This is a genomic window from Bacillus sp. N447-1 (genome assembly GCF_022701035.1).
Lineage (GTDB): Bacteria > Bacillota > Bacilli > Bacillales > Bacillaceae_G > Bacillus_A > Bacillus_A cereus.
This window is the reverse complement of the sequence record NZ_CP065509.1, coordinates 2,879,447-2,901,010: the sequence shown is the minus strand read 5'-3', so window position 1 is coordinate 2,901,010 and position 21,564 is coordinate 2,879,447. Positions and strand designations below refer to the sequence as shown.

Sequence of the window (21,564 nt, the reverse complement as noted above, 5' to 3'; positions counted from 1 at the left end):
GGGGATGTTTAGATGGGAGCTTATGAAATTAATGACCAGTTATTAACAAATGAAGAGAAGAAAGAATTAACGATAAATAAAGATCAGCAAAAGATTAGCCGAAAGAAAGAAGTGTTTCGTAAGTTTGTATCGAATCCAATCGCAGTTTTAGGATCAGTGACGTTATTACTCATTATTGTTTTCTCACTTGTTGGTGAAAGTTTAACGCCATTTACTGCGAGTGAACAAGTAAAAGAGGCAACAAACTTACCACCTAGTAGTGAGCATTGGTTCGGAACAGATGATTTGGGAAGAGATATATGGGCACGTACTTGGGCTGGCGGGAAAATTTCATTAACAGTTGGATTAGTGGCAGCTGCTCTTGATATAGGACTTGGTGTGCTAATCGGAGGATTTAGTGGATATGTGAGAGGGCGCAATCGCCTTGGGACATTAATTGATGAGTGGATTATACGAGGAATCGAAGTGTTATACGGTATCCCGTATTTATTAATTGTTATTTTACTATTAATTGTTATGAAACCAGGTCTTTTTACCATTATCATCGCCCTTGCATTAACAGGATGGATTGGTATGGCACGTCTCGTTAGGGCGCAAGTCTTATCTTTAAAACAAAGAGAGTTTGTTATTGCAGCGGAGCGATTAGGTACATCCCATATGAAAATTATATACGGGCATTTAATTCCGAACTTAACGGGCATTATTATCGTAAATTTATCATTTACAATTCCCGCAGCTATTTTCTCAGAATCATTTTTAAGCTTTATCGGACTAGGAGTGCAATCACCGGCAGCAAGCTGGGGGACGATGACGAATGATGCACTTGGGACATTATTGAGTGGAGAATGGTGGCAGCTATTCTTCCCAGCAATCATGATTGCGCTCATTATGTTCGCATTTAATGCGATTGGTGATGGTTTACAAGATGCAATTGATCCAAAAATCGTAAAACGGAATCGAAAGGAGAAAAAACATGGGACAGCTCTTATCTTTAGAAAACGTAACGTTAGCCGTTGAAAAAGAGAATAGTAACCAAGCAATTGTGAAGCATGTTTCCTTTTCTATTAGCGAAGGTGAAATAGTTGCACTTGTAGGAGAAAGTGGTTCAGGGAAAAGTGTTACAGCACAATCTATTATCGGCTTAAATCAAGAATCAATTCATATTGATGATGGAAATATATCTTTTGAATCAAAGGAATTAACGAATCTACAAGAATCAGAATGGAATCAAATTCGAGGGAAAGATATGTCGTTTATCTTTCAAGACCCACTTTCATCTTTAAATCCGACGATGAAGGTGGGAAGGCAAATTACAGAGGTGATTTTGCAACACGAAAAGAAATCGAAAAAAGAAGCAAAAGAAATTGCGATTAACTTATTAAATGATTTAGGGATACATGAAGCAGAGAAACGCTTTGAACAGTACCCACATCAATTAAGCGGAGGCATGAGGCAACGTATTTGTTTAGCAATCGCATTTGCCTGCCACCCCAAACTCGTTATTGCGGATGAACCTACGACAGCATTAGATGTAACAATTCAAAAGCAAATTATGGAGTTATTAAAGGAAAGAAAGGAAAAGCAAAATACGAGTATTTTACTAATTACGCACGATTTAGCACTTGTACGTGAAGTAGCGGATCGAGTAGTTGTGATGTATGGAGGACGTGTTGTTGAAAAAGGAACGATAGAGGAAGTGATAGGTTCCCCTAAACATCCATACACAAAAAGCTTATTACAAGCAATTCCGAATATGGATGATTCTGAAAAAGTATTACGTGCAATAGAAGGGACGACACCTTCCATTGAGACGTTAAATAGCTTTGGTTGTCCTTTTGTAAATCGTTGTCCAGTAGCGATAAAAGAATGTATTCATCGTTTCCCAGAGAGAACAACATATTCCAAGGAGCATAGTTCACATTGCTGGCAACATGTTCTGGAGCATAATAAAGCGAAAGCAAAAGAGAAGGTGAATGCCTCATGACGACAGATTTAATTACTGTAAAGCAAGTAACGAAAACGTATGGAAGTAAAAATAAAGAAATCGCAGCGTTAAAAGACATATCACTTTCTATCCCGAAAGGAACAACGCTTGGCATTATTGGAGAAAGTGGTTCAGGAAAAACAACACTTGGTAAGCTCATAGCTGGGATTGAGAGCCCAACGTCTGGTGAAATTGATTATAACGGTCAAGTCGTTCACAAGTTGAAGGCAACTCATAAACGTGATTTCTTACAGAAAGTACAGTTTATTTTTCAAGATTCCACAGCAGCATTAAATCCGCGCTGGAAAGTACGCGATAGCGTAACGGAAGGCTATATTTCATTTGGTTTAGGTGATAAAGGATTGAAAGATAAAGTAGCAGGTGATGCGCTAGAGCGTGTTGGGTTAGATAGACGATATATTGATCGCTATCCGCACGAATTTAGCGGAGGACAACGTCAACGAATTGCTATTGCAAGAGCGTTATTGTGTGAGCCGGAAGTATTAATTCTTGATGAACCAATTTCGGCATTAGATGTTTCGCTTCAAATCCAAATTGTGCACTTGCTGCAAAAAATTCAAAAGGAACAAGGTTATACATATTTATTTATCGCGCACGATTTACCGATGGTTCACTATTTATGTGAAAAAGTAGCTGTCTTATACAAAGGAGAACTTGTTGAATTTGGAAATACGGACGAAGTATTCCGTAATCCACAACATTCTTATACAAAAACACTATTGGCATCAACACCAAAAATTTCAGGTTAAAGGAGAATGTAGGATGAAGAAGTTTTTACTGTTTGTCATTATGACTGTTTTAGCAATTACTTCTGTCGCTTGCGGTAAGAAAGAGACGCAAAAGGCGAGTGCTGGTAAGGGAGAAGGAGATCGATTAGTAACGAATATTGGTAGCGATCCATATACACTTGATTCCGCTATTGCGACAGATAGTACTTCAGGTTATGTAATTGGACATTTATTCTCAAGCTTATATACGCAAGATAGTGATGGAAAATATCAAAATGAATTAGCAGAGAAAGAAGAAGTAAATGCTGATGGAACTGAGTATACAATTCATTTAAAGAAAGATATTAAATGGTCAGATGGTTCTCCTATTACAGCAAATGATTTTGAATTTGCATGGAAGCGATTATTAAATCCGAAAACGGGTTCTATGAATGCGACAGAAATGTATTTTATTAAAGGGGCAGAGGCATACAATACTGGAAAAGGTGAAGAAGGACAAGTTGGTATTCAAGTTGTTGATCCTCAAACATTAAAGGTAACACTTGAGCACCCAGTGTCTTCCATTAAACAAAAATTAGCAAGCTCATTATTCATTCCATTATCAAAAAAATCAATTGATGATAATAATAAATTAAAAACAGATCCAAAAGAGTTAATTACGAACGGACCATTCACATTAAAAGAATGGAAGCATAATCAGGCTATTACGGTACAAAAAAATAAAGAATACTATGATAAAAAGGTAACATTAAAAGAAATTGAGTTTCGTATTATTCCAGATTCTAAAACAGCGTACCAATTATACAAATCAAAAGAATTAGATTTACTAAGTAGTTTACCGCAAGAAATGATTGAGAAAGAAAAAGGAAATAAAGAATATAAACGTGTTGCAGGATTTTCATCTTATATTTATTCGTTTAACGTAGAAAAAGAGCCGTTCACAAATGCGAAAGTACGTAAAGCATTCTCATTAGCAGTTGATCGTAAGTTTATTGTTGAAAAACTGTATAAAAACAATGCACAAGAAGCAAATGCATTCGTTCCAGAAGGAGCAAAAACACAAAGTGGGCGTGATTTCCGTAAAGAAAAAGGTGGTTACGTTAAATTTGATCCAGCAGAAGCGAAAAAATTATTAGAAGAAGGTATGAAAGAACAAGGCTGGTCTACATTACCTGAAGTAACATTAAAATTCACTACAGATACACAACATAAAAAAGTAGCAGAAGCAATGCAAGAAATGTTTAAGAAAAATCTTGGCGTAGATATTAAATTAGAAAATAAAGAGTGGAAGAGTTACATCGACACATATAAGCAAAGTGATTTCCAATTAGCTTATATGGGATGGGGCGGTTCTCTATTAGACCCAATTACTAAATTAGATTTATATGCAGGTGATGGTCCAAACAATTATGCAAAATGGCATAATAAAGAATTTGATGCTTTAGTGAAGGAAGCAGAAGTAGAACAAAATGAAGATAAGCGTTTTGATTTATTGCATAAAGCGGAAGATATTATGTTTACAGATTCACCATTAATTCCAATTATATTCCCGTCGGATTCCTATTTACAAAAACAAACGGTATCTGGACTTCAATATTATGTTGGATCTAAACCAGATTTAAGATATGCAAAAATAAAGAAGTAGGCAACCGCCTACTTCTTTATTTTATTTCTCTTTTATATTCTTTTTTCGTTCCATCAGAGAAGACAACTTCTAAATCGAATTTTTGATAGTCTTTATCAAGTTTGAACACGTTCACTACTTGATCGATTACTTCTTGGTCAGGAGTATCTTTATCAAATTTTAATTCTTGTAGAAGTGGGCTTAATTTTGTGATAGCCTCGTCTCCTGTTAATTTTACATCTGCTTTATGATCTTCAATTTTTGCTTCCATTTTCTTGTCAGCTGCTACATTTTTATAGTCTGCTTCGTAGTCTTTCTTTGTATCTTGGTAGTCTGCCTTTAAATCGAATTCATTGAAGTTTAGTTTTAAATCTGCAGGAGCCTCATTTTTTGCTTCTTCAGTCGTCTTTTTATTAGAAGTTGTGTCTTCTTTGGCAGGAGCTTTACATCCTGTTAATGCAGGTACTAGCATAAGAGCTAATAAAACTGATAGTAGAATTCTCATTATAAATTCCTCCTTATGTAAATTCGTTCTATACAAGTTTTTCCCAAAAACATGTAATTATGTATGTGTTGAAAATAAATTATTATCCTGCAGTCACAAGGACTAATCCGCAATTTAAATCAAAAACGATTTGTATGTATATGGTAAATTGAAGTTGTGAGGGAGGGGCTAAAATGCATGAAGAATATAAAGAGATAATAAAAAAATCAATTGAATATATAGAGAATCACTTACATGAGGAGCTTACAACAGAAAGAGTGGCATCCCACAGTGCAGTATCGATGTACCATTTTCATCGCATCTTTCAAAGATATGTTGGGATGAGTGTAACAGATTATATTCGAAAGAGAAGGTTAACTCATGCTGCGCAAGTTTTAGTGTCAACGGAGAGAGCTGTTATTGATATTGCAGTGCAATACGGTTTTTCCTCACAAGAGGCATTTACGAGAGCTTTTAAAAGAATGTTTCAATTACCACCAAAGAAATATCGAAAGTACTTTCAGTCATTTTATATAGAAAGAGAGGGTGTTTCAATGCAAAAAGGTATACCGAAAGGATGGATCTTAAGTGGAAGTCATCCTGCTGAATATGAGATGGGTTTAGATTATGAAGTTGTCCATCAAGGAAAAGTATCTGCATACATAAAAGCAAAAGAGAATGTTACGCATGGAGGATTTTCAACATTAATGCAAATGTTCCGAGCGGATAAATATGTAGGGAAGAGATTACGTTTTACAGCATTTATTAAGAGTGAAAATGTAAGAGATTGGGCAGGATTGTGGATGCGAGTAGATGGAAAAGATACAGAACCGCTCGCTATGGATAATATGCAAAATCGCCCCATTAAAAATACGAATAACTGGCAATCGTACTCGGTTGTATTAGATATAAAAGAAGAAGCACTTGGTATTGCATTTGGTGTTTTATTATCAGGAGAAGGTTGTGTGTGGCTAGATAGTATTCGATTTGATGAAGTAGATGAAAAAATCCCTTCAACAGATTTGGCAGAGAACTTTTATGAAACACTTTTAGAAGATCCGGTGAATCTACAGTTTGAAGAAGTAGAAAAATAAAAACAAGGAGAAAAGATATGCTCAAATATGTAAAACTAATAAGTATTAGTTTAGTAATATCGTCTTGTATTATGGGAATTAATTATTTAGTTAGCTATCTTTGGTCAGGGCATATACCTTCTTTGACGTGGAGAACATATTTGATGTTTGTGTTTATATTTATGATGAGTTTTGGTTCAATGCAAAAAGAAGGAAAAGAGGATTATTGACAATAGTCTTTTTCGCCTTTCTTTCATTAACACAAATGGTTGTAACTGTGCCACATGAAATGCTTTCTAAAACATATCAAACAATTAGTGAATTATTTCCTGCAACATATGCAGCGAATGGCTATTATACAATAATATTTGGAGGAGTTAGTTTAGAGAGAAATATTATTTCATTATTAGTTATTGTATTGGTTACACAATCAGTAGCAGTGATGACTTTAGCTATAAAAGGAATGGTAAAGGGAAGAAGAAGCTCTGTAGTTAAAGAAGTATAAAATAAAAAGGTATCCTCGGTGGGATACCTTTTTATTAGCACTTATTATTTTGTAACTTCTGTCCACTTGTAGTTAAACTCACCACCGAAGTCAGTTGTTACAAGTCCTTTAATGAAAGAGCGTTGTAAGTAAGAACGGCCTTGTTGGTATAAAGGAGCGACAGCGCCGTCTTGTAATAGAATTTTTTCAGCTTGCTTCATTGCTTCAAAGCGTGCTTTTTCATCGCCAGCTAAATCTGTTTTCACTTTATGAATTAGCTCATCGTACTCTTTGTTAGAGTATTTATCGAAGTTATAAGCACTATCTGTTGTAAATAAATCTAAGAATGTAATTGGATCAGCGAAGTCAGGGCCCCAGCCGTCAATACCAATTTCATAGTCACCACTTAATAGTAGTTTCAACTGTTGTTTACGTGGTTGTGGTTTTAAATTCACTGTTAATCCATCTAGGTTTTTTTCTAATTCACCTTTTAAATATTCACCAGTCTTTTTAGCTAAAGCATTGTCACTTGTTAATAGTTCGATTGTTACTTTGTCAGTACCAAGTTCTTGTTTTGCTTTTTTCCAGTTTTCTTTCGCTGTTTTCACATCATCCTTGACTAGATTTCCATTTTCTTTACGGAAGTCATTGCCTTCTGGGCTCTTTGCAAATTTCGCAGGAACCATTCCTTCAGCTGGAACAGCGCCGTTATTTAAGATTGTTTCTACGTAAGCCTTTTTATTCATTGCGCCGTTAATAGCAAGGCGTGCATGTTGATTTTTTAATGTTTCATTTTTCTGATTTAGTCGTAAGAATTGAATGCCGACTTCAGCGCGTTCCTTGAAGTTTGGATCGCTCTTATATTTATCAACAAACTCTGCAGTTAAAGCAACGCGATCAATTTGTCCTGAATCATATAAGTTCACTTCTGTAGACTTATCTTTAACGACATTGAAGTTGATTTCTTCTAATTTTACCGTTTTAGCATCCCAATAGTTAGGGTTTTTCTTCAATTGGAAACTTTGTTCGTGTTTCCAGTTATCTAATGTGAAAGCACCGTTGTAAATTAAATGATTTGTTTCTAAACCGTATTTATCGCCCTGAGACTTTAAGTACTCTTCATTAATTGGCAAGAATGTTGAGAATGTCGTTAAGCTTAAGAAGTAAGGAACAGGACGGTCTAGTTGTACTTCTAACGTTTTGTCATCAACAGCTTTGACCCCTAGTTGATCAATTGGTAATTGTTTTTGGTTTATTTGTTTCGCATTCTGTACATCGAAGAATAAGAATGCGTATTCAGCTGCTGTATCAGGATTTACGGCACGTTGCCAAGCAAAGACGAAGTCCTTTGCTGTAACAGGAGTACCGTTTGACCATTTTGAATCACGCAGATGGAATGTATATTTTGTTTTATCGGGACTAATGTCAACCGACTCAGCAACACCAGGAATCGGTTTGTTATCTTCTCCCATTGCATATAGCCCTTCAAAAACATTACGCATTACGTTCATGGATTCCCCATCCGTTGCTTTTGCAACATCCATTGTTGGAATTTCTGAAGCGAATGATAAGTTAATTGCCTGTTTATCAGGTGCTTTATCGTTTGCTTTCGCTCCGCTTGCATTATCTTTATTTCCCCCGCAAGCAGTTAGTAATAGACTTGCCCCTAAAACAGATGCAACAACAGGTACAACTTTTTTCTTCATTGTTCGTTCCTCCCTAAATGTGTTGTTCGTAACGTCATAATGTCCGTGTCTTGAAGTAGCTATAGAAGGAGATAAAACCTATTATAAATATTTGTTTATAGGTAATCAGGTGTTCTATATGTATATACATGTCGAACTATAATCTATCGTTATATGTTTCAACGTAGTAGACATTATATTTTGATGGTGAAATATTTTGTTTCTTTGATTATTTAGAATATTAACACTGAAAAGAACTATATGTCAATAATAAAAATAGATTGTTAATTTATCAGAATAATATATTAAAAAAGCAGATTCTCATGTGTGAGAGAACCTATTTTTAATATATTTTGCTAAAAAAACAATTGGTGTGGGCTAATAATAAGTGGGGATGAAGAAACCCCCGCTTATTAAAGTTTCACTTTATTTTTCAATTTTTGTCCACTTGAAGTTTAATTGACCTGCAAAGTCTACTTGCACAATTCCTTTCACATAAGAACGTTCTAAATAAGATTCGCCTTTTTGGTAAAGAGGAGCGATAACAGAGTCTTTAAATAATATTTTCTCGGATGCTAGTAATGCTTCCCAGCGAGCTTTTTCATCACCAGCTAAAGTTGTTTTCACTTTTGCTATTGTTTCATCGAATTCCTTATTAGAGTAATGATCTAAGTTATAAGGGTTATTCGTTGTAAATAGCTCAAGGAATGTAATTGGATCCGCAAAGTCAGGGCTCCAGCCATCAATTCCGATTTCGTAGTCACCTTTTAATAAAAGCGAAACTTGTTGCTTACGCGGCTGAGGTTTTATATTTACTATTAATCCATCTAGATTCTTTTCTAGTTGTCCTTTTAAGAATTCACCAGTTTTCTTATCAAGGTCAGCATCACTCGTTAATAATTCTAATGTTATCTTTTCAGAACCAAGCTCTTGTTTAGCTTTTTTCCATAACTCTTGTGCAGATTTTGTATCAACTTTTGTTAAATCGCCGTTTGCAGTACGGAAGTCTTTTCCTTCAGGTCCTTTTGCAAAGTTTTTTGGAACGAGACCAAATGTTGGTGTAGAGCCATCATTTAATAACGTATTTACAAAGGATTTTCTATCAATTGTTTGATCAATTGCTTGGCGTGCAGAAACGTTTTGAAGTACTTTGTTTTGTTGATTCATACGTAAAAATTGTACGCCTACGTTTGGACGTTCTTTAAAGTTAGCATCCTTTTTATATTTATCGACGAAGTCAGATGTTAGTTTTATACGATCTAATTGTTTTGACTCGAATAAATTTACTTCTGTTGATTTTTCTTTTACGACATTAAAATTGATTTCTTCTAGTTTGACAGTATCTTTATCCCAATAGGTAGGGTTCTTCTTAAATTTAAAGCTTTGTTCGTGCTTCCAATCGCTTAGTGTAAAAGCTCCATTGTACAAGATTGTATTATCTTCTAAAGCGTACTTATCACCTTGTACTTTAAAGAATTCCTCATTAATTGGTAGAAATGTTGGGAACGCTGTTAAGCTAATAAAATAAGGAACAGGACGCTCTAATTCTACCTCAAACGTATGGTCATCAACTGCTTTTACACCAAGTTGGTCGGCTGGAAGTTCTTTGTTGTTAATTTTTGTTGCGTTTTTAATATCAAAGAATAAAAATGCATATTCAGAGGCTGTTGCTGGATCTACGGCACGTTGCCAAGCGAACACAAAATCTTTAGCTGTAACAGGAGTGCCGTTTGACCATTTTGAATCTCGCAAATGGAATGTGTATTTCGTTTTATCGCCACTTACTTCATGAGATTTTGCAACACCAGGAACAGGTTTGTTACCTTCACCAAGATTATACAAACCTTCAAATACGTTTCTCATTACTTGACCAGAATCAGTATCTGTAGCACGAGCCGTATCCATTGTTCGTATTTCAGTAGGTGAAGATAAGTTTAAAACCTGTTTACTAGGTGCCTCGTCTTTTGCATTTGCTCCGCTTGCTTCGTTTTTATAACTACCGCAACCAGTTAATAAAATACTTACTCCTACAACTGATGCAATACCGGGTACAAACTTCTTTTTCATTTGATTTTCCTCCTAAATAATTAAGTTTGGATGATGATGAGGGAAATGAAAAATAAAAAATCCCTCTTTTCATATTGAGAAAGAGGGATTTTTACGTACAAGTTATGCACCCGTATATAAACGAAGTCCCTCATTCTATCTTTCAAGCATAAAGCTTGCAGGAAGTGGCACAGTATTCAAAATGAACCTGTTGCCGAGGTTTCAAAGGGCCAGTCCCTCCACCTCTCTTGATACAATGAGTAAACGAATAAATTTTATTAATTTTTGTGTTTCTTTGATAATTCAAAATCTTACACCTTGAATAATGAAGTGTCAACTAAATGAAATATAGTTTAAATTTTCAGTTTTATTAAATAGAAAAACCACTGCATATGGCAGTGGTTTTTCTACTAGAAGTTAAAGTTATCTGGATCTGGACCAACGCGACGATCTTCATTTAAAGCTTGAATTGCTTTCATATCATCAGCACTTAATTCAAAGTCGAAGATGTTTGCATTTTCAATAATGCGATGTTCTTTAATTGATTTGGGAATTGTTACAACTTCGTTTTGTAAATCCCAACGTAAAATAATTTGCGCAGTTGATTTATTATATTTTGTCGCAATTTCTTGTAACGTTGGATTATCTAGTAGTTGTCCTTGCATTAATGGTGACCAAGCTTCAAGCTGGATATTATGTTCTTTACAGAATGCATGTAGCTCTTCTTGTGCTAAACGTGGGTGATATTCCACTTGGTTGACCATTGGCTTAATTTCAGCAATTTCAAATACGTCTTGTAAGTGGTGAATGTGGAAATTACTCACACCGATAGCGCGAACACGGCCATCTTTATAAAGTTTTTCTAATGCTTTCCATGATTCAGTATATTTCCCTTTTACAGGCCAATGTACTAAATATAAATCTAAATATTCTAGACCTAATTTCTCTAATGTAGTTTCAAATGCTTGAAGTGTTGTTTCATATCCTTGATCGCTATTCCATACTTTTGAGGTAATAAATAATTCTTCACGTGAAACACCGGATTCACGAATCGCTTGTCCAACGCCTTCTTCATTTTGATAGATTGCTGCAGTATCGATGCTGCGGTAGCCATTTTTAATTGCTGCTTTTACAGAATCAATTACTTCTGAACCATCTTCTACTTTAAAAACACCTAAACCAAACCAAGGCATTTTTACACCGTTATGTAATGTTGTATAATCTTTTAAACTTGTTAAAATCATATTATTTCCCCCTAGCTTTTTTGTTTGTTGCTTCTACTGCTTTTTGAATTGCCTCTGAAAAATTATATTCGTATAAAGTTTTGAGACCCTCAGCTGTGGAACCACCTGGCGTTGTTACTTGTTCGCGAAGGTTAGCTGGATTTTGCGTTTGTTCAAGCATAGAAGCAGAGCCAGAAATCATTTGAATGACAAGGTGTTTTGCGGTTTCTTCATCAACTCCATAACTTTTTGTTGCTTCAATTAAGCTTTCAGCAAAGTAATAAAGGAAGGCTGGTGCACTTCCAGTAACTGCAGTAAGCTGATGAACTTCTTCCTCAGTACAAAGTTGCGAAGTACCAATACCTTTTAAAAGTAGTTGCAGGGTTTCTTGATGTATCTCGTTTACTGATTGTCCCATTGTATATAAGGAGATAGACTTTCCAATTTCAGCAGCTGTATTAGGCATAATCCAAGCAACAGGCGTGCCTTTTGGGAGTCTAGCTTCTAAATAAGATGGTCCAATGCCAGCTGCTACTGTTACGACTAGTTGATTTGATATTAACGGAGATAGCTCAGCTAATAACTCTTCATGAGCCGAAGGTGGCATTGCTAAAACAACCGTATCAACAGATGTAACATGCTGTTTCCAATCTGTTGTAGTAGACACATTATATTGATGTTGTAACTGTTTTAGCTTTTCTATGTTGCTTCGGTTAGAGACGATAATTTCTTCGATGTACTCTTTGCTTGTTTTAAGTAATCCGGAAAATATAGCTTCTGCCATACGACCGGCACCAATAAATAAAATTCGATGTTTAGTTAGCATATCCTTTATTCCTTTCTAGTAGAGATATGTTATAAAAACGATATCATCTTTAAGAGAATTTTGTAAAAAGAAAAGACTTACCGTAGATGGAATGGATAATGAGAAGGAGGAAATTCATGCTAATATTAGCTATTATTAATCTCTTTATATGTGTAGCTGGTTTGCTAGAGTGGAAGAGCAATTATAAGGGGCAAGAACATACAAATAATTATATCTAGAAAATAATTAGAATTAAAAAACCCCTGAAGTACATATGCTTCAGGGGTTTACTAATAGAATATAAGATTATGCTTTTGTCATACCAAGTAATACAGCGCCGCCGATAATTAAAACACTACCTAGTGCAATAAAGATCAATTGACGTTTTGTTTTCTTTTCACCTAAGAATACAATCGCACCGAATGTTGAGATAACGATTCCAGTTTGAGATAATGGGAAGCTTGTTGCTACTCCAACACGTGGTAATGAAAGAAGTAAGAATAAGTTTCCAGTTCCCCATAGTAAACCAGACAAAGCATTACGGATTGCATATTTGTTAAATGGTTTATGTTTAGACGTCAGTACAACCGCACCAACAAACATACCAACTGCTTGTGGTAAAATAGCAGACCAACCATCGATATTATACCAACGAATAATAATTACATATACAAGATAGCCGAAAGTAGAAACAATTAAAGTAAGAAGTCCTTTTTTCAATTGTCCAGGTGGCTGAGCATTTTCTTTATCATCTAATGATGTGAATACAACACCAACTACGATTAATAGGATTGCAATCGTTCCCAGAATGATCGTTGTAGTAGTAGTCCACTCACGGAAAGCGATAACCCCAAAGATAGAAGTTGCAACAAGTTGCATACCAGTAGAAATCGTTACAGTAGTTGAAACACCTAGTTTTTCAACTGTTTTTAATTGGTTTACTTGTCCTAAAGCCCAGAATAAACCTGAAATAAAACCAACAATTAAGATTGTCATTGTTAAAGCTGGTTGAGTAAATACATACATAATTGTTGCGAAGAATAGAGCACCGATTGTCATACCTACCGTTTGGCTATATGCACCACCGCCCATTTTTACGCTTACTAATAAGATGTTTCCCCATGCAATTGCAGGAAGAAGCGCTAATAAAATGTCCATTACAAGACTCCCTTCGGTTTGCTATACCAATATAGTTACATATCGTTCTAACGATCGGTAATGCCCCACTAATAGAGTAGAAGATTACCGATCGCTAAAACAGGATGAAGAATTCACGATATAAATGCGTTTTCATTTCTTCATTTTTTGAAACACCTCCATATAATAACAGGAAATTGCCTATTTTAGAAAGTGAATTCAAATAAAATGTATATTTTAATAAGAGGTAAAATTCAGTTATTTCCCGGTGGTATATTTTATTTCCTAAGAAATAAAGAAGCAGCTTCGAAAAAAGCTGCTTTAAGAGTTAGTAATTCTTTTATTAATAAGTTGAATACATAGTAGAAATACGAGTGACATACCGATAGTAATAACTACAAGTGTCCATGCGAGTTGCATATTACTTGCATCAATAGCCATGTAAATTGCAGTTGGGATTGTCTGTGTTTTACCAGGAATGTTCCCGGCAAACATAAGTGTAGCACCAAATTCACCGAGCGCGCGGACAAAGCTCAAAATCATCCCGCTTAGTAAGGCAGGAAATGCGAGCGGAAGTGTAACGTGCAGAAAAACTTGATATTCACTTGCGCCAAGGTCACGAGCACTTTCTTCAATTTGTACATTTGCGATAGAAAATCCCGTTTTCGCTGATTGGTACATAAGCGGAAATGCAACAACTGTAGAAGCAATAATCGCAGCAGTAGATGTGAACATAATAGACTGCTGAAATAATGATTCAACCCACCTTCCGATCGGGCTGTTGTTTCCAAAGATGATAATGAGAAAGAAGCCGATAACAGTTGGTGGAAGTACCATTGGTAATAAAAATATGGTTTCTAATATTACTTTATATCGCCATGAGGAGCGAGCTAGTGCTCGCCCGACAATTGTCCCTAAAATTGTAACGAGAATAGTGGCGCATGCAGCTACTCTTAAAGATAGAAAGACAGGCGATAAAATAGCATCAATGCTCATAGTAATTACGACAGGACTGTAAATCCATATTTTTTAAAGATAGATTGTGCATCTTTTGACTGCAAATACTCATAAAATGAAGTCGCCTCTTTCTTATGTTTAGATTCCTTTATAACACCTAAAGGATAGTGGATTGGCTCATGAGAAGTAGCTGCTGCTGTCTCACCAATCTTTACTTTATCCGAAATGAGAGCATCTGTTTTGTATACGATACCAGCATCGACATTCCCTGTTTCTACATATGTTAACACTTGGCGAACATCTTTTGTAAATACGACTTTATTTTGAACATCATTCCAAAGGTTTTCGTGTGTTAGAGAAGCCTTTGCATATTTGCCAGCAGGTACAGATTCAGGTGTACCAAGTGCAATTTTTTTTATTTTTTCATCTTTTAAATCTTGAATTTTTGTAAGAGAACTATCTTTTGGGACGACTAGAACGAGTTCGTTTCCAAGGAGATTTTTCCCCTCTTTTTCATTAATGAATCCTTTTTTTACAAGGGTTTGGAATTTATCTTCTGCTGCTGAGAAGAATAAATCAGCAGGTGCACCTTGTTCAATTTGTTGTTGAAGTGCTCCAGAAGCACCGAAGTTAAAAGAAAGTTTGATATTTGGCTCTTTTTCTTTATATTGTTTTTCGAGTTCTTTTAATGCATCTTGTAAGCTTGCAGCAGCTGAGATAGTCAGTTCAACTGGTTTATCCTCTTTAGCAGCTGACTTTGTATGCTTTTCCCCACTTGTACAAGCAGCGCTAAATATAAGAAGGAAAGAAAGTATAAGTGCCCCGATGGAACGTAATATAAATTTATTCATAAAAAAATCCCCTTTCATTTTGACACATCTAATTATAACTAAATATAACTAAATATAACTAGTTATAATTGAATATAATTTGAACATATGTCTATTTTTAAAAAATAGGAGAAATATTCTTTTCTTTGTTACAATGAAAGGAGAAAGTGAGGAATCGTCTATGGATCATCATTCCTACACAACGGAAGAAGTAGCAAAGCGATTAAAAGTATCAAAATTAACTGTATACGACTTAATTAAAAAAGGAGAACTTCCTTCTTATAGAGTTGGTAGACAGATGCGCATTGATGCAGCAGATTTAGATCAATATATAAAGCAAATGAAAACAGGGAAAGTACAAGTTAATCCTGTGAAAAACGATGGTAGTAGTATCTTGAACACGTGTATTATTAGTGGTCAAGAACTAACGTTAGATATGTTAGCTAAACGTATAGAAAATCGTTTGCCAAGTTCTAATGTTTTAAGAGCGTATCAAGGTAGCTTAACGAGTTTAGTGAAAATGTATCAAGGAGAAGGAAGTATCGTTAGTTTGCATTTGTTTGATGGTGAAACGGGTACATATAATATTCCTTACGTAAAACGTATTTTAGTAGGACAGCCATGTCTTATGATTAATTTATTGTCCAGAAATGTAGGGTTTTATGTTCAAAAAGGAAATCCGAAGAAAATAAAGACATGGGCTGACATATCCGGGTCCACTATAAAGTTTGTGAATCGAGAAAAGGGTTCTGGTATTAGAGTGTTAGTGGATGAACAATTACGAATCCGAAAATTAAATAAAGCTGATATTAGTGGATATGAATGGGAAGAATCGAATCATCTTGGTGTTGCCACGCAAGTTGCAAATGGAAAAGCTGATGTAGGAGTAGGTTCAGAAAAGTTTTCGCAAATTGTAAATGTGGACTTTATTCCAATCATGAAAGAACAGTATGATTTAGTAATTTTGAAGAATAAAGAAAATGAAGAGCTGATTGAAGTTGTGAAAGACATTCTGCAATCGGAAGAATTTCATAATGAATTAAATGCGATTGGCGGATATGATATTACGAAAACAGGTCAAATTGTATATGAAATAAAGTGAAACTTTAATCAGTGTGGGGGTTCTTCATCCCCCACTGATTATTAGCCTTCACCAATCGGACTTTTATGGGCAGCCCGACCCCCACCTAATTTCTTTGCTTTCGCTGAATTTTGAGGTGGGGGTCTTACTGCCCATTAAAGCGGGACAAACTAAAAAGCTGCTTGTCTATAAGACGAGCAGCTTTTTCTATATATAAAGGGGTTTGGGGAAACAAAGTGTTAAATAAGACCTTGAGCAAGTGTATAAATGAAAGCCGTAAGAAGAGTAGCTCCACTTGCAAGTCCGATAAAGTCTGATTTGTTGAAAGTAATGTTGTTCATTATAATCTCTCCTTATTTGTTTAATGTAGTTGCAACAGCTTTTGCATCGACAAGTGCGGATAGCACCATGCCCATTGTATTTAAAAATTTATTTGATTTCATATTGTTCATCATGCGTATCCGCTCCTTTTCGAATAGTTGTTGCCCTGCTTATGTCTTAATTATAGGGAATATGGATACTTCCAACTATCGAATTAGCTTACGAAAGACTTACACTTTTGTAAGAAAAAAAGACATTCATGTAAGAATGTCTTTCACAGCATATTGATATGATGATGGTCTTCAATAGTTTTTAAAAAACTACGCATTGAATTCGTCATATAGCTATCTTTACGGCGTATGAAAACCGTTGAAATACTGCCGTATTTTTCAGGGATTGCATGACAATGTACCTTACCTGCTTTAGAAAGATGATGGACAGCAGACTGTGGTACGAGTGTAATTCCGAGACCGAGTGCAACACTGTTTAATATTGTCTCTAATATATTGAATTCCATAATTCTTTTTGGTAGCAAACCTTCGTCTTTAAGCCAACGTTCTAGTTTGGAGCGGTATCCACATCCTTGGTTAAAAACGAGTAGAGGCGTTGTTGTAAATTCTTCTATATGAAAGGCTTTATTTTGTGTTATAAGCATTAATTTCTCTGTACTAACATCGTATTGTTCGATTAGTGGATGTTTAATAGGACCTGATATAAAGGCGCCATCTAATTGATGATCAAGTACTTCTCTAATTAATTCTTCTGTTAGACCCGCTTGTAATGATAAATCGACATTCGGATAGCTTTTATAGTAAGAAGATAAAATGGTAGGCAGTGTACTTACTGTTTCGACTGTACCGATTTTTAATATACCAGAAGGTGTTTCGCTATCTAAAAATACTTGTTTTAGTTCGTCGACATCTTGCAAAATTTTACTAACATAAACGAGCATTTTTCTTCCTTCAGCTGTTAAAGTCATTCCTCGTTTATGGCGGTAAAAGAGTGGGGTTTTTAATTCGTTTTCTAGTTGTTTAATACGTGCAGTTACATTTGATTGTACATAATTTAATTCCTTTGCTGCGCTACTTACACTACCCTGATCGGCAACGCTTTTAAAGATTTGTAAGTCTCTTAATTCCATTTTGTAATCCCCCTTGATGTTAACTATCATTATAAATGATAGTTAACATCATTTTGAATCATTTTACGTGATATATTTTTTCTTTTACAATTCTCTTTGTGCAAATAGAAAGAAACGGGGGATTGCGGTGAGAAGAGGTCAAATGATAATAGGGGCTTTGGCGTGTTTAATTGCGAGTATGTCATGGGGAGCGATGTTTCCAGTTGCTGATCATGCGCTAGAATACATAGATCCATTTTATTTTTCGCTTATTCGCTATGGAGCAGTGGCGATAATGCTGATTGTATTGTTGTTAGTGAAAGAAGGAAAACAGGCATTTTGTTTAGAGGGAAGAGGAAAGTTACTCGTCTTTTTTGGAACGATGGCATTTACAGTATATAATGTCCTCATATTTTTAGGGCAAATGTTAATGGGTAAGTCGGGTGTAATGGTAGCTTCCATTATGGAAGCACTTATGCCGATGATTTCTATTTGTATTTTATGGGGATATAAGCATATAAAACCGAAGAAGTATATGATAACGAGTATGGTTATTGCTTTTGTAGGAGCTGTGTTTGTTATTACAAAAGGTGACATGAGTTTCTTTGTAACATTGAAAGATAATATGTTCCCATTAGCATTTATATTTATTGGTGTTGTAGGGTGGGTTATTTATACGATGGGTGGTCAAACTTGTAGTGATTGGTCAACATTACGTTATTCTACGTTGACGTGTGTATTCGGTACGACTGTTACAGGAATTATAACGGTAATTATTACGTCGCTTGGATATATTTCAGTTCCGAGTATGGGAACGATTTCTATTGTGAAATATGATTTGTTATTCATGATGACATTGCCAGGTATTGTAGCGCTACTTGCTTGGAACTATGGTGTGAAAATTTTATCATCCATTAATGGGATTTTATTTATTAATTTTGTACCAATTACGACTTTAGCTATTATGATGATGCAAGGGTATCAAATCACAATGTTTGATATTATAGGGACTGTACTTGTTATTGCAGCGCTTATTCGCAATAACGTTTGCCAGAGAAAAGAAGAAAATATAAATAAGAGAGTTTTACAAGAAGAACAATTACGTCAAGCTGTTTAATAGGCAAATGGAGGATTTCACATGTTAGAAAGTTTATTGTTTTTCTTCGCCGTCGGAGTTGCCTGTGAGCTTGCAGCAATTAATCGAAATGGTCGTAAAAAGATAAAACAACAAGCTGAGCTGATACAGCTTTTAAAAGAATTGAAAGAAAGAAAAAATTAAAAAGACGACCGGGCATAGACGGTCGTCTTTTTCTATATAAAGGGGAAAGGGGACACAAAGTTATACAAGCGTAGCAGCGTAAATGAAAGCAGTAAGAAGAAGAGAGCCGCTAGCTAATCCTAAAAAATCTAATTTGTTAAAAGTAATGTTATTCATAATACATTCTCCTTACTTGTTTAATGCAGAAGCAACAGCTTTTGCATCGAAAAGAGCCGATAATACCATGCCCATTGTATTTAAGAAATTGTTCGTTTTCATTTTGTTCATCATATTGATCCACTCCTTTTCGAATAATTGTTGCCCTGTTTCTGACTTAATTGTATGAAATATAGTAAGAAGTAACTATCGAATTAGCTTACAAGAAAATTACACTTTTGTAAGAATTGAAATTTAACAATTCATCCTTAATTTTATTACCAACTCCTAAAACTTAGTGTTATAATTATTATAAGAATATGATTATACTTCGGATGTTTAGAAAGGAACGAAATAAATGTATAAACCAATTACATTTTTGTTGAAATATATATTTAAAACAGCTGGGAAAGTAGAAGTACAAGGAAGAGAAAAGCTACCAGAAGGTGGACCCTATGTTGTTGCATGTACACATACAAGTTTTATGGATGTATTAATGTTAGCTACAGGGATGTATCCAACTCAAATTCATTACATGGCCAAAAAAGAATTATTTGAAGGGAAATTCAAAAATTGGTTCTTTAAAAATGTAAATGCATTCCCTGTAGATCGTGCGAATCCAGGACCAAGTACACTTAAAATTCCATCACGTTTATTAAAAGAAGGAAAGGTAGTAGGGATTTTTCCGAGTGGAACAAGATCAGCGGAAGATGTTTCATTAAAAGCGGGTGCTGTGACAATTGCGATGCGTTCCAATGTTCCGTTAGTACCAGCAGCTTATGTTGGTCCATCAAGTGTAAAAGAATTAATAAAGGGGAAAAAGGCACAATTGATTTTTGGAGATCCAATTCAAATTGAGGCTGGAGAACAAATAGATCGAAAAACCGCTATGAAAATGATGACGGATCAATTAAATGAGAAGTTTGAGGAGTTAAAAGAAGCTTTGCAATCAAATCAAAAATAAGAAAAGACGACCGGGCATAGACGGTCGTCTTTTCTATTACTATTTATAATAAAGGGGAAAGGGGACACAAAGTTATACAAGCGTAGCGGCGTAAATAAAAGCAGTAAGAAGAATCGAGCCACTAGCTAGTCCTAAAAAATCTAATTTGTTAAAAGTGATGTTATTCATAATACATTCTCCTTACTTGTTTAATGTAGAAGCAACAGCTTTTGCGTCGATAAGAGCGGAAAATACCATGCCCATTGTATGTAAGAAATTGTTCGTTTTTATTTTGTTCATCATATTAATCCGCTCCTTTTCGAATAGTTGTTACCTTGTTTCTGACTTAATTGTATGAAATGTTGCGGAAAGTCACTATCGAATTAGCTTACAGAAAAATTACACTTTTGTAAGAGAAAAGAATGAAGGTGTAATGATAAGAAGATTTGACATATGTTCATGAGATTCATTAAGTTAAAGGTAGAGGTGAGTGTATGGCTAATATTAAAGATATTGCAAAGATGGCGGGAGTTTCAGTTACGACTGTTTCGAGAGTGTTGAATGATCACCCATATGTAAGTGAAGAAAAAAGAAAAGCGGTTATAGAGATAGTTGAGAAATTGAATTACTCGCAAAACGCAAATGCTGTTCATTTATCAAAAGGAAAAACGAATATTGTTGGTGTGATTTTACCGTATATTAATCATCCGTGTTTTGATGCGATGGTGAGCGGAATGATGGAGACTGCGTTAGCGCATAATTACAGGGTGCTACTTTGCCAAACGAATTATAATAAAAAAGAAGAAATGAAAAGTTTACATATGTTAAAAACAAAACAATTGGATGGTCTTATTATTTGTTCACGTGCAAATGATTGGGAAACGATAGAACCGTATGCTTCTTACGGCGCAATAATTGCTTGTGAAGACAATGATATTTCAAACATCTCAAGTGTATATACGAATCATTCAGCGGCCTTTCAATTAGGAATGGATTATTTGATTGAGAAAGGTTATAAAAAAATTGGTTATTGTACGGGAAGAAAATTAGGGCCGAGTAGTCAAAAGCGTTTTGATGTTTATAAACAGCAATTGCAATCTATAGACGAAGAGGTTAATGAAGAATGGATTTTTACAGAATGTTTTACACTAGAAGATGGTGTAAAAGTGGCTCATAAGTTAAAAGAGATGCAGGATCTTCCTGAAGCATTAATAGTAGCAGGTGATGAAGTTGCGATTGGGGTTATGACAGAGGTTGAAAAATTAGGGATTCAAGTTCCTGAGGATTTAGCGATTATTGGCTTTGATAATCAACCTATCTCGCAAGTGTTACAATTGACAACTATTGATCAAAATTTAAAGGAGATAGGGAAAACTGCTTTTGAAATGTTGCATAGAAAAGTGAATGAAGAGAGTTCTGAACAAGAAAAGCTGGAAATTCCATACGAACTTGTGGAACGCTCTACAGTTTAATCGTAATCCGTTATGTGTATAATCGCATAACGGATTATTTTTTTGAAATATTTTTGACAGGAAACGCGTTTCATACTTTATAAAGGAGTTAAACCGGTCTGTAATAATCCATGGATTCTTTTCAAGTGTTAA

The 21,564-nt window shown here is 35.1% G+C and carries 24 protein-coding genes and 1 riboswitch; of the genes, 12 read left to right on the top strand and 12 right to left on the bottom strand.

Annotated elements, in window-relative coordinates; translation table 11 throughout:
* The first annotated feature begins 12 nt into the window (after positions 1-12).
* The 4 genes from IQ781_RS14565 to IQ781_RS14550 are packed head-to-tail and all read left to right on the top strand — an operon-like array spanning position 13 to position 4,378.
* Positions 13-1,017, top strand: a complete 1,005-nt coding sequence (locus tag IQ781_RS14565) for an ABC transporter permease (RefSeq protein ID WP_000501525.1) — start codon at positions 13-15, stop codon at positions 1,015-1,017.
* On the top strand, positions 974-1,984 hold the full coding sequence (locus IQ781_RS14560) for an ABC transporter ATP-binding protein (RefSeq protein ID WP_000531265.1): 1,011 nt from the start codon (positions 974-976) through the stop codon (positions 1,982-1,984). Before IQ781_RS14565 ends, IQ781_RS14560 begins: the two co-directional genes overlap by 44 nt.
* On the top strand, positions 1,981-2,754 hold the full coding sequence (locus IQ781_RS14555) for an ABC transporter ATP-binding protein (RefSeq protein WP_000205673.1): 774 nt from the start codon (positions 1,981-1,983) through the stop codon (positions 2,752-2,754). Before IQ781_RS14560 ends, IQ781_RS14555 begins: the two co-directional genes overlap by 4 nt.
* A gap of 13 nt (positions 2,755-2,767) precedes the next feature.
* On the top strand, positions 2,768-4,378 hold the full coding sequence (locus IQ781_RS14550; RefSeq protein ID WP_025690493.1) for a peptide ABC transporter substrate-binding protein: 1,611 nt from the start codon (positions 2,768-2,770) through the stop codon (positions 4,376-4,378).
* Positions 4,379-4,394: 16 nt separating this feature from the next.
* On the opposite strand, the gene IQ781_RS14545 is transcribed toward IQ781_RS14550, so the two are convergent.
* Positions 4,395-4,862: a YusW family protein gene (locus IQ781_RS14545; protein ID WP_001221552.1), complete on the bottom strand. Its 468-nt coding sequence runs from the start codon at positions 4,860-4,862 to the stop codon at positions 4,395-4,397.
* A gap of 173 nt (positions 4,863-5,035) precedes the next feature.
* Here IQ781_RS14545 and IQ781_RS14540 point away from each other — a divergent pair, with 173 nt between their 5' ends.
* From IQ781_RS14540 to IQ781_RS14530, 3 genes are read left to right on the top strand one after another with little or no spacing between them, the layout of a single operon-like run.
* Positions 5,036-5,935 (top strand): helix-turn-helix transcriptional regulator, encoded by a 900-nt coding sequence (locus IQ781_RS14540; RefSeq protein ID WP_000544202.1) that lies wholly within the window; start codon positions 5,036-5,038, stop codon positions 5,933-5,935.
* Between the two features lie 17 nt (positions 5,936-5,952).
* A complete protein-coding gene (locus tag IQ781_RS14535) occupies positions 5,953-6,144 on the top strand; it encodes a hypothetical protein (RefSeq protein ID WP_000922547.1) in 192 nt (63 codons plus the stop codon).
* The gene (locus tag IQ781_RS14530) at positions 6,141-6,419 is read left to right on the top strand and encodes a hypothetical protein (protein WP_000156944.1); all 279 of its coding nucleotides are present in this window, start codon (positions 6,141-6,143) and stop codon (positions 6,417-6,419) included. Before IQ781_RS14535 ends, IQ781_RS14530 begins: the two co-directional genes overlap by 4 nt.
* Before the next feature lie 44 nt (positions 6,420-6,463).
* Here the strand turns inward: IQ781_RS14530 and IQ781_RS14525 are convergent, their stop codons facing one another.
* The 7 genes from IQ781_RS14525 to modA all read right to left on the bottom strand — a co-directional run bounded on the left by IQ781_RS14525 (position 6,464) and on the right by modA (position 15,102).
* Positions 6,464-8,104, bottom strand: a complete 1,641-nt coding sequence (locus IQ781_RS14525; RefSeq protein WP_063219907.1) for a peptide ABC transporter substrate-binding protein — start codon at positions 8,102-8,104, stop codon at positions 6,464-6,466.
* A gap of 405 nt (positions 8,105-8,509) precedes the next feature.
* Positions 8,510-10,150 carry a peptide ABC transporter substrate-binding protein gene (locus IQ781_RS14520; protein WP_139847212.1) on the bottom strand — a complete coding sequence of 547 codons (1,641 nt, stop codon included), beginning with the start codon at positions 10,148-10,150 and terminating at the stop codon, positions 8,510-8,512.
* A 132-nt stretch (positions 10,151-10,282) separates the two neighbouring features.
* A riboswitch (SAM riboswitch) is annotated at positions 10,283-10,387 on the bottom strand.
* Positions 10,388-10,539: 152 nt separating this feature from the next.
* Entirely contained in the window at positions 10,540-11,373 is an 834-nt protein-coding gene (locus IQ781_RS14515; protein ID WP_000604196.1) for an aldo/keto reductase, read from the bottom strand.
* Position 11,374: 1 nt separating this feature from the next.
* On the bottom strand, positions 11,375-12,178 hold the full coding sequence (proC, locus tag IQ781_RS14510; protein WP_000956251.1) for a pyrroline-5-carboxylate reductase: 804 nt from the start codon (positions 12,176-12,178) through the stop codon (positions 11,375-11,377).
* A 285-nt stretch (positions 12,179-12,463) separates the two neighbouring features.
* Positions 12,464-13,315, bottom strand: coding sequence for a GRP family sugar transporter (locus tag IQ781_RS14505; protein WP_000353544.1), 852 nt, complete (start codon positions 13,313-13,315; stop codon positions 12,464-12,466).
* Positions 13,316-13,615: 300 nt separating this feature from the next.
* Positions 13,616-14,290 carry a molybdate ABC transporter permease subunit gene (gene modB, locus IQ781_RS14500; RefSeq protein WP_050292905.1) on the bottom strand — a complete coding sequence of 225 codons (675 nt, stop codon included), beginning with the start codon at positions 14,288-14,290 and terminating at the stop codon, positions 13,616-13,618.
* Positions 14,291-14,295: 5 nt separating this feature from the next.
* Entirely contained in the window at positions 14,296-15,102 is an 807-nt protein-coding gene (gene modA / locus IQ781_RS14495; RefSeq protein WP_139847213.1) for a molybdate ABC transporter substrate-binding protein, read from the bottom strand.
* Positions 15,103-15,262: 160 nt separating this feature from the next.
* On the opposite strand from modA, the gene IQ781_RS14490 reads away from it, so the two are divergent.
* Complete coding sequence (locus tag IQ781_RS14490) at positions 15,263-16,183, top strand: substrate-binding domain-containing protein (protein ID WP_002180310.1); 921 nt, start codon at positions 15,263-15,265, stop codon at positions 16,181-16,183.
* 218 nt (positions 16,184-16,401) lie between these two features.
* On the opposite strand, the gene IQ781_RS14485 is transcribed toward IQ781_RS14490, so the two are convergent.
* A complete protein-coding gene (locus tag IQ781_RS14485) occupies positions 16,402-16,503 on the bottom strand; it encodes a DUF3948 family protein (protein WP_001060017.1) in 102 nt (33 codons plus the stop codon).
* 254 nt (positions 16,504-16,757) lie between these two features.
* Complete coding sequence (locus IQ781_RS14480; RefSeq protein ID WP_000423031.1) at positions 16,758-17,624, bottom strand: LysR family transcriptional regulator; 867 nt, start codon at positions 17,622-17,624, stop codon at positions 16,758-16,760.
* A 127-nt stretch (positions 17,625-17,751) separates the two neighbouring features.
* Between IQ781_RS14480 and IQ781_RS14475 the strand changes: the two genes are divergently transcribed.
* Positions 17,752-18,720 carry a DMT family transporter gene (locus IQ781_RS14475; protein ID WP_002182372.1) on the top strand — a complete coding sequence of 323 codons (969 nt, stop codon included), beginning with the start codon at positions 17,752-17,754 and terminating at the stop codon, positions 18,718-18,720.
* A 21-nt stretch (positions 18,721-18,741) separates the two neighbouring features.
* On the top strand, positions 18,742-18,882 hold the full coding sequence (locus IQ781_RS14470; RefSeq protein WP_000894065.1) for a YrzO family protein: 141 nt from the start codon (positions 18,742-18,744) through the stop codon (positions 18,880-18,882).
* A 60-nt stretch (positions 18,883-18,942) separates the two neighbouring features.
* Here the strand turns inward: IQ781_RS14470 and IQ781_RS14465 are convergent, their stop codons facing one another.
* A complete protein-coding gene (locus IQ781_RS14465; protein ID WP_001060007.1) occupies positions 18,943-19,038 on the bottom strand; it encodes a DUF3948 family protein in 96 nt (31 codons plus the stop codon).
* A 337-nt stretch (positions 19,039-19,375) separates the two neighbouring features.
* Between IQ781_RS14465 and IQ781_RS14460 the strand changes: the two genes are divergently transcribed.
* Positions 19,376-19,981: a lysophospholipid acyltransferase family protein gene (locus IQ781_RS14460; RefSeq protein ID WP_000277778.1), complete on the top strand. Its 606-nt coding sequence runs from the start codon at positions 19,376-19,378 to the stop codon at positions 19,979-19,981.
* A 72-nt stretch (positions 19,982-20,053) separates the two neighbouring features.
* Here the strand turns inward: IQ781_RS14460 and IQ781_RS14455 are convergent, their stop codons facing one another.
* Positions 20,054-20,149 (bottom strand): DUF3948 family protein, encoded by a 96-nt coding sequence (locus IQ781_RS14455; protein WP_001059999.1) that lies wholly within the window; start codon positions 20,147-20,149, stop codon positions 20,054-20,056.
* Between the two features lie 305 nt (positions 20,150-20,454).
* Between IQ781_RS14455 and IQ781_RS14450 the strand changes: the two genes are divergently transcribed.
* Positions 20,455-21,432: a LacI family DNA-binding transcriptional regulator gene (locus tag IQ781_RS14450; RefSeq protein WP_074790799.1), complete on the top strand. Its 978-nt coding sequence runs from the start codon at positions 20,455-20,457 to the stop codon at positions 21,430-21,432.
* The last annotated feature ends 132 nt before the right edge of the window (positions 21,433-21,564 follow it).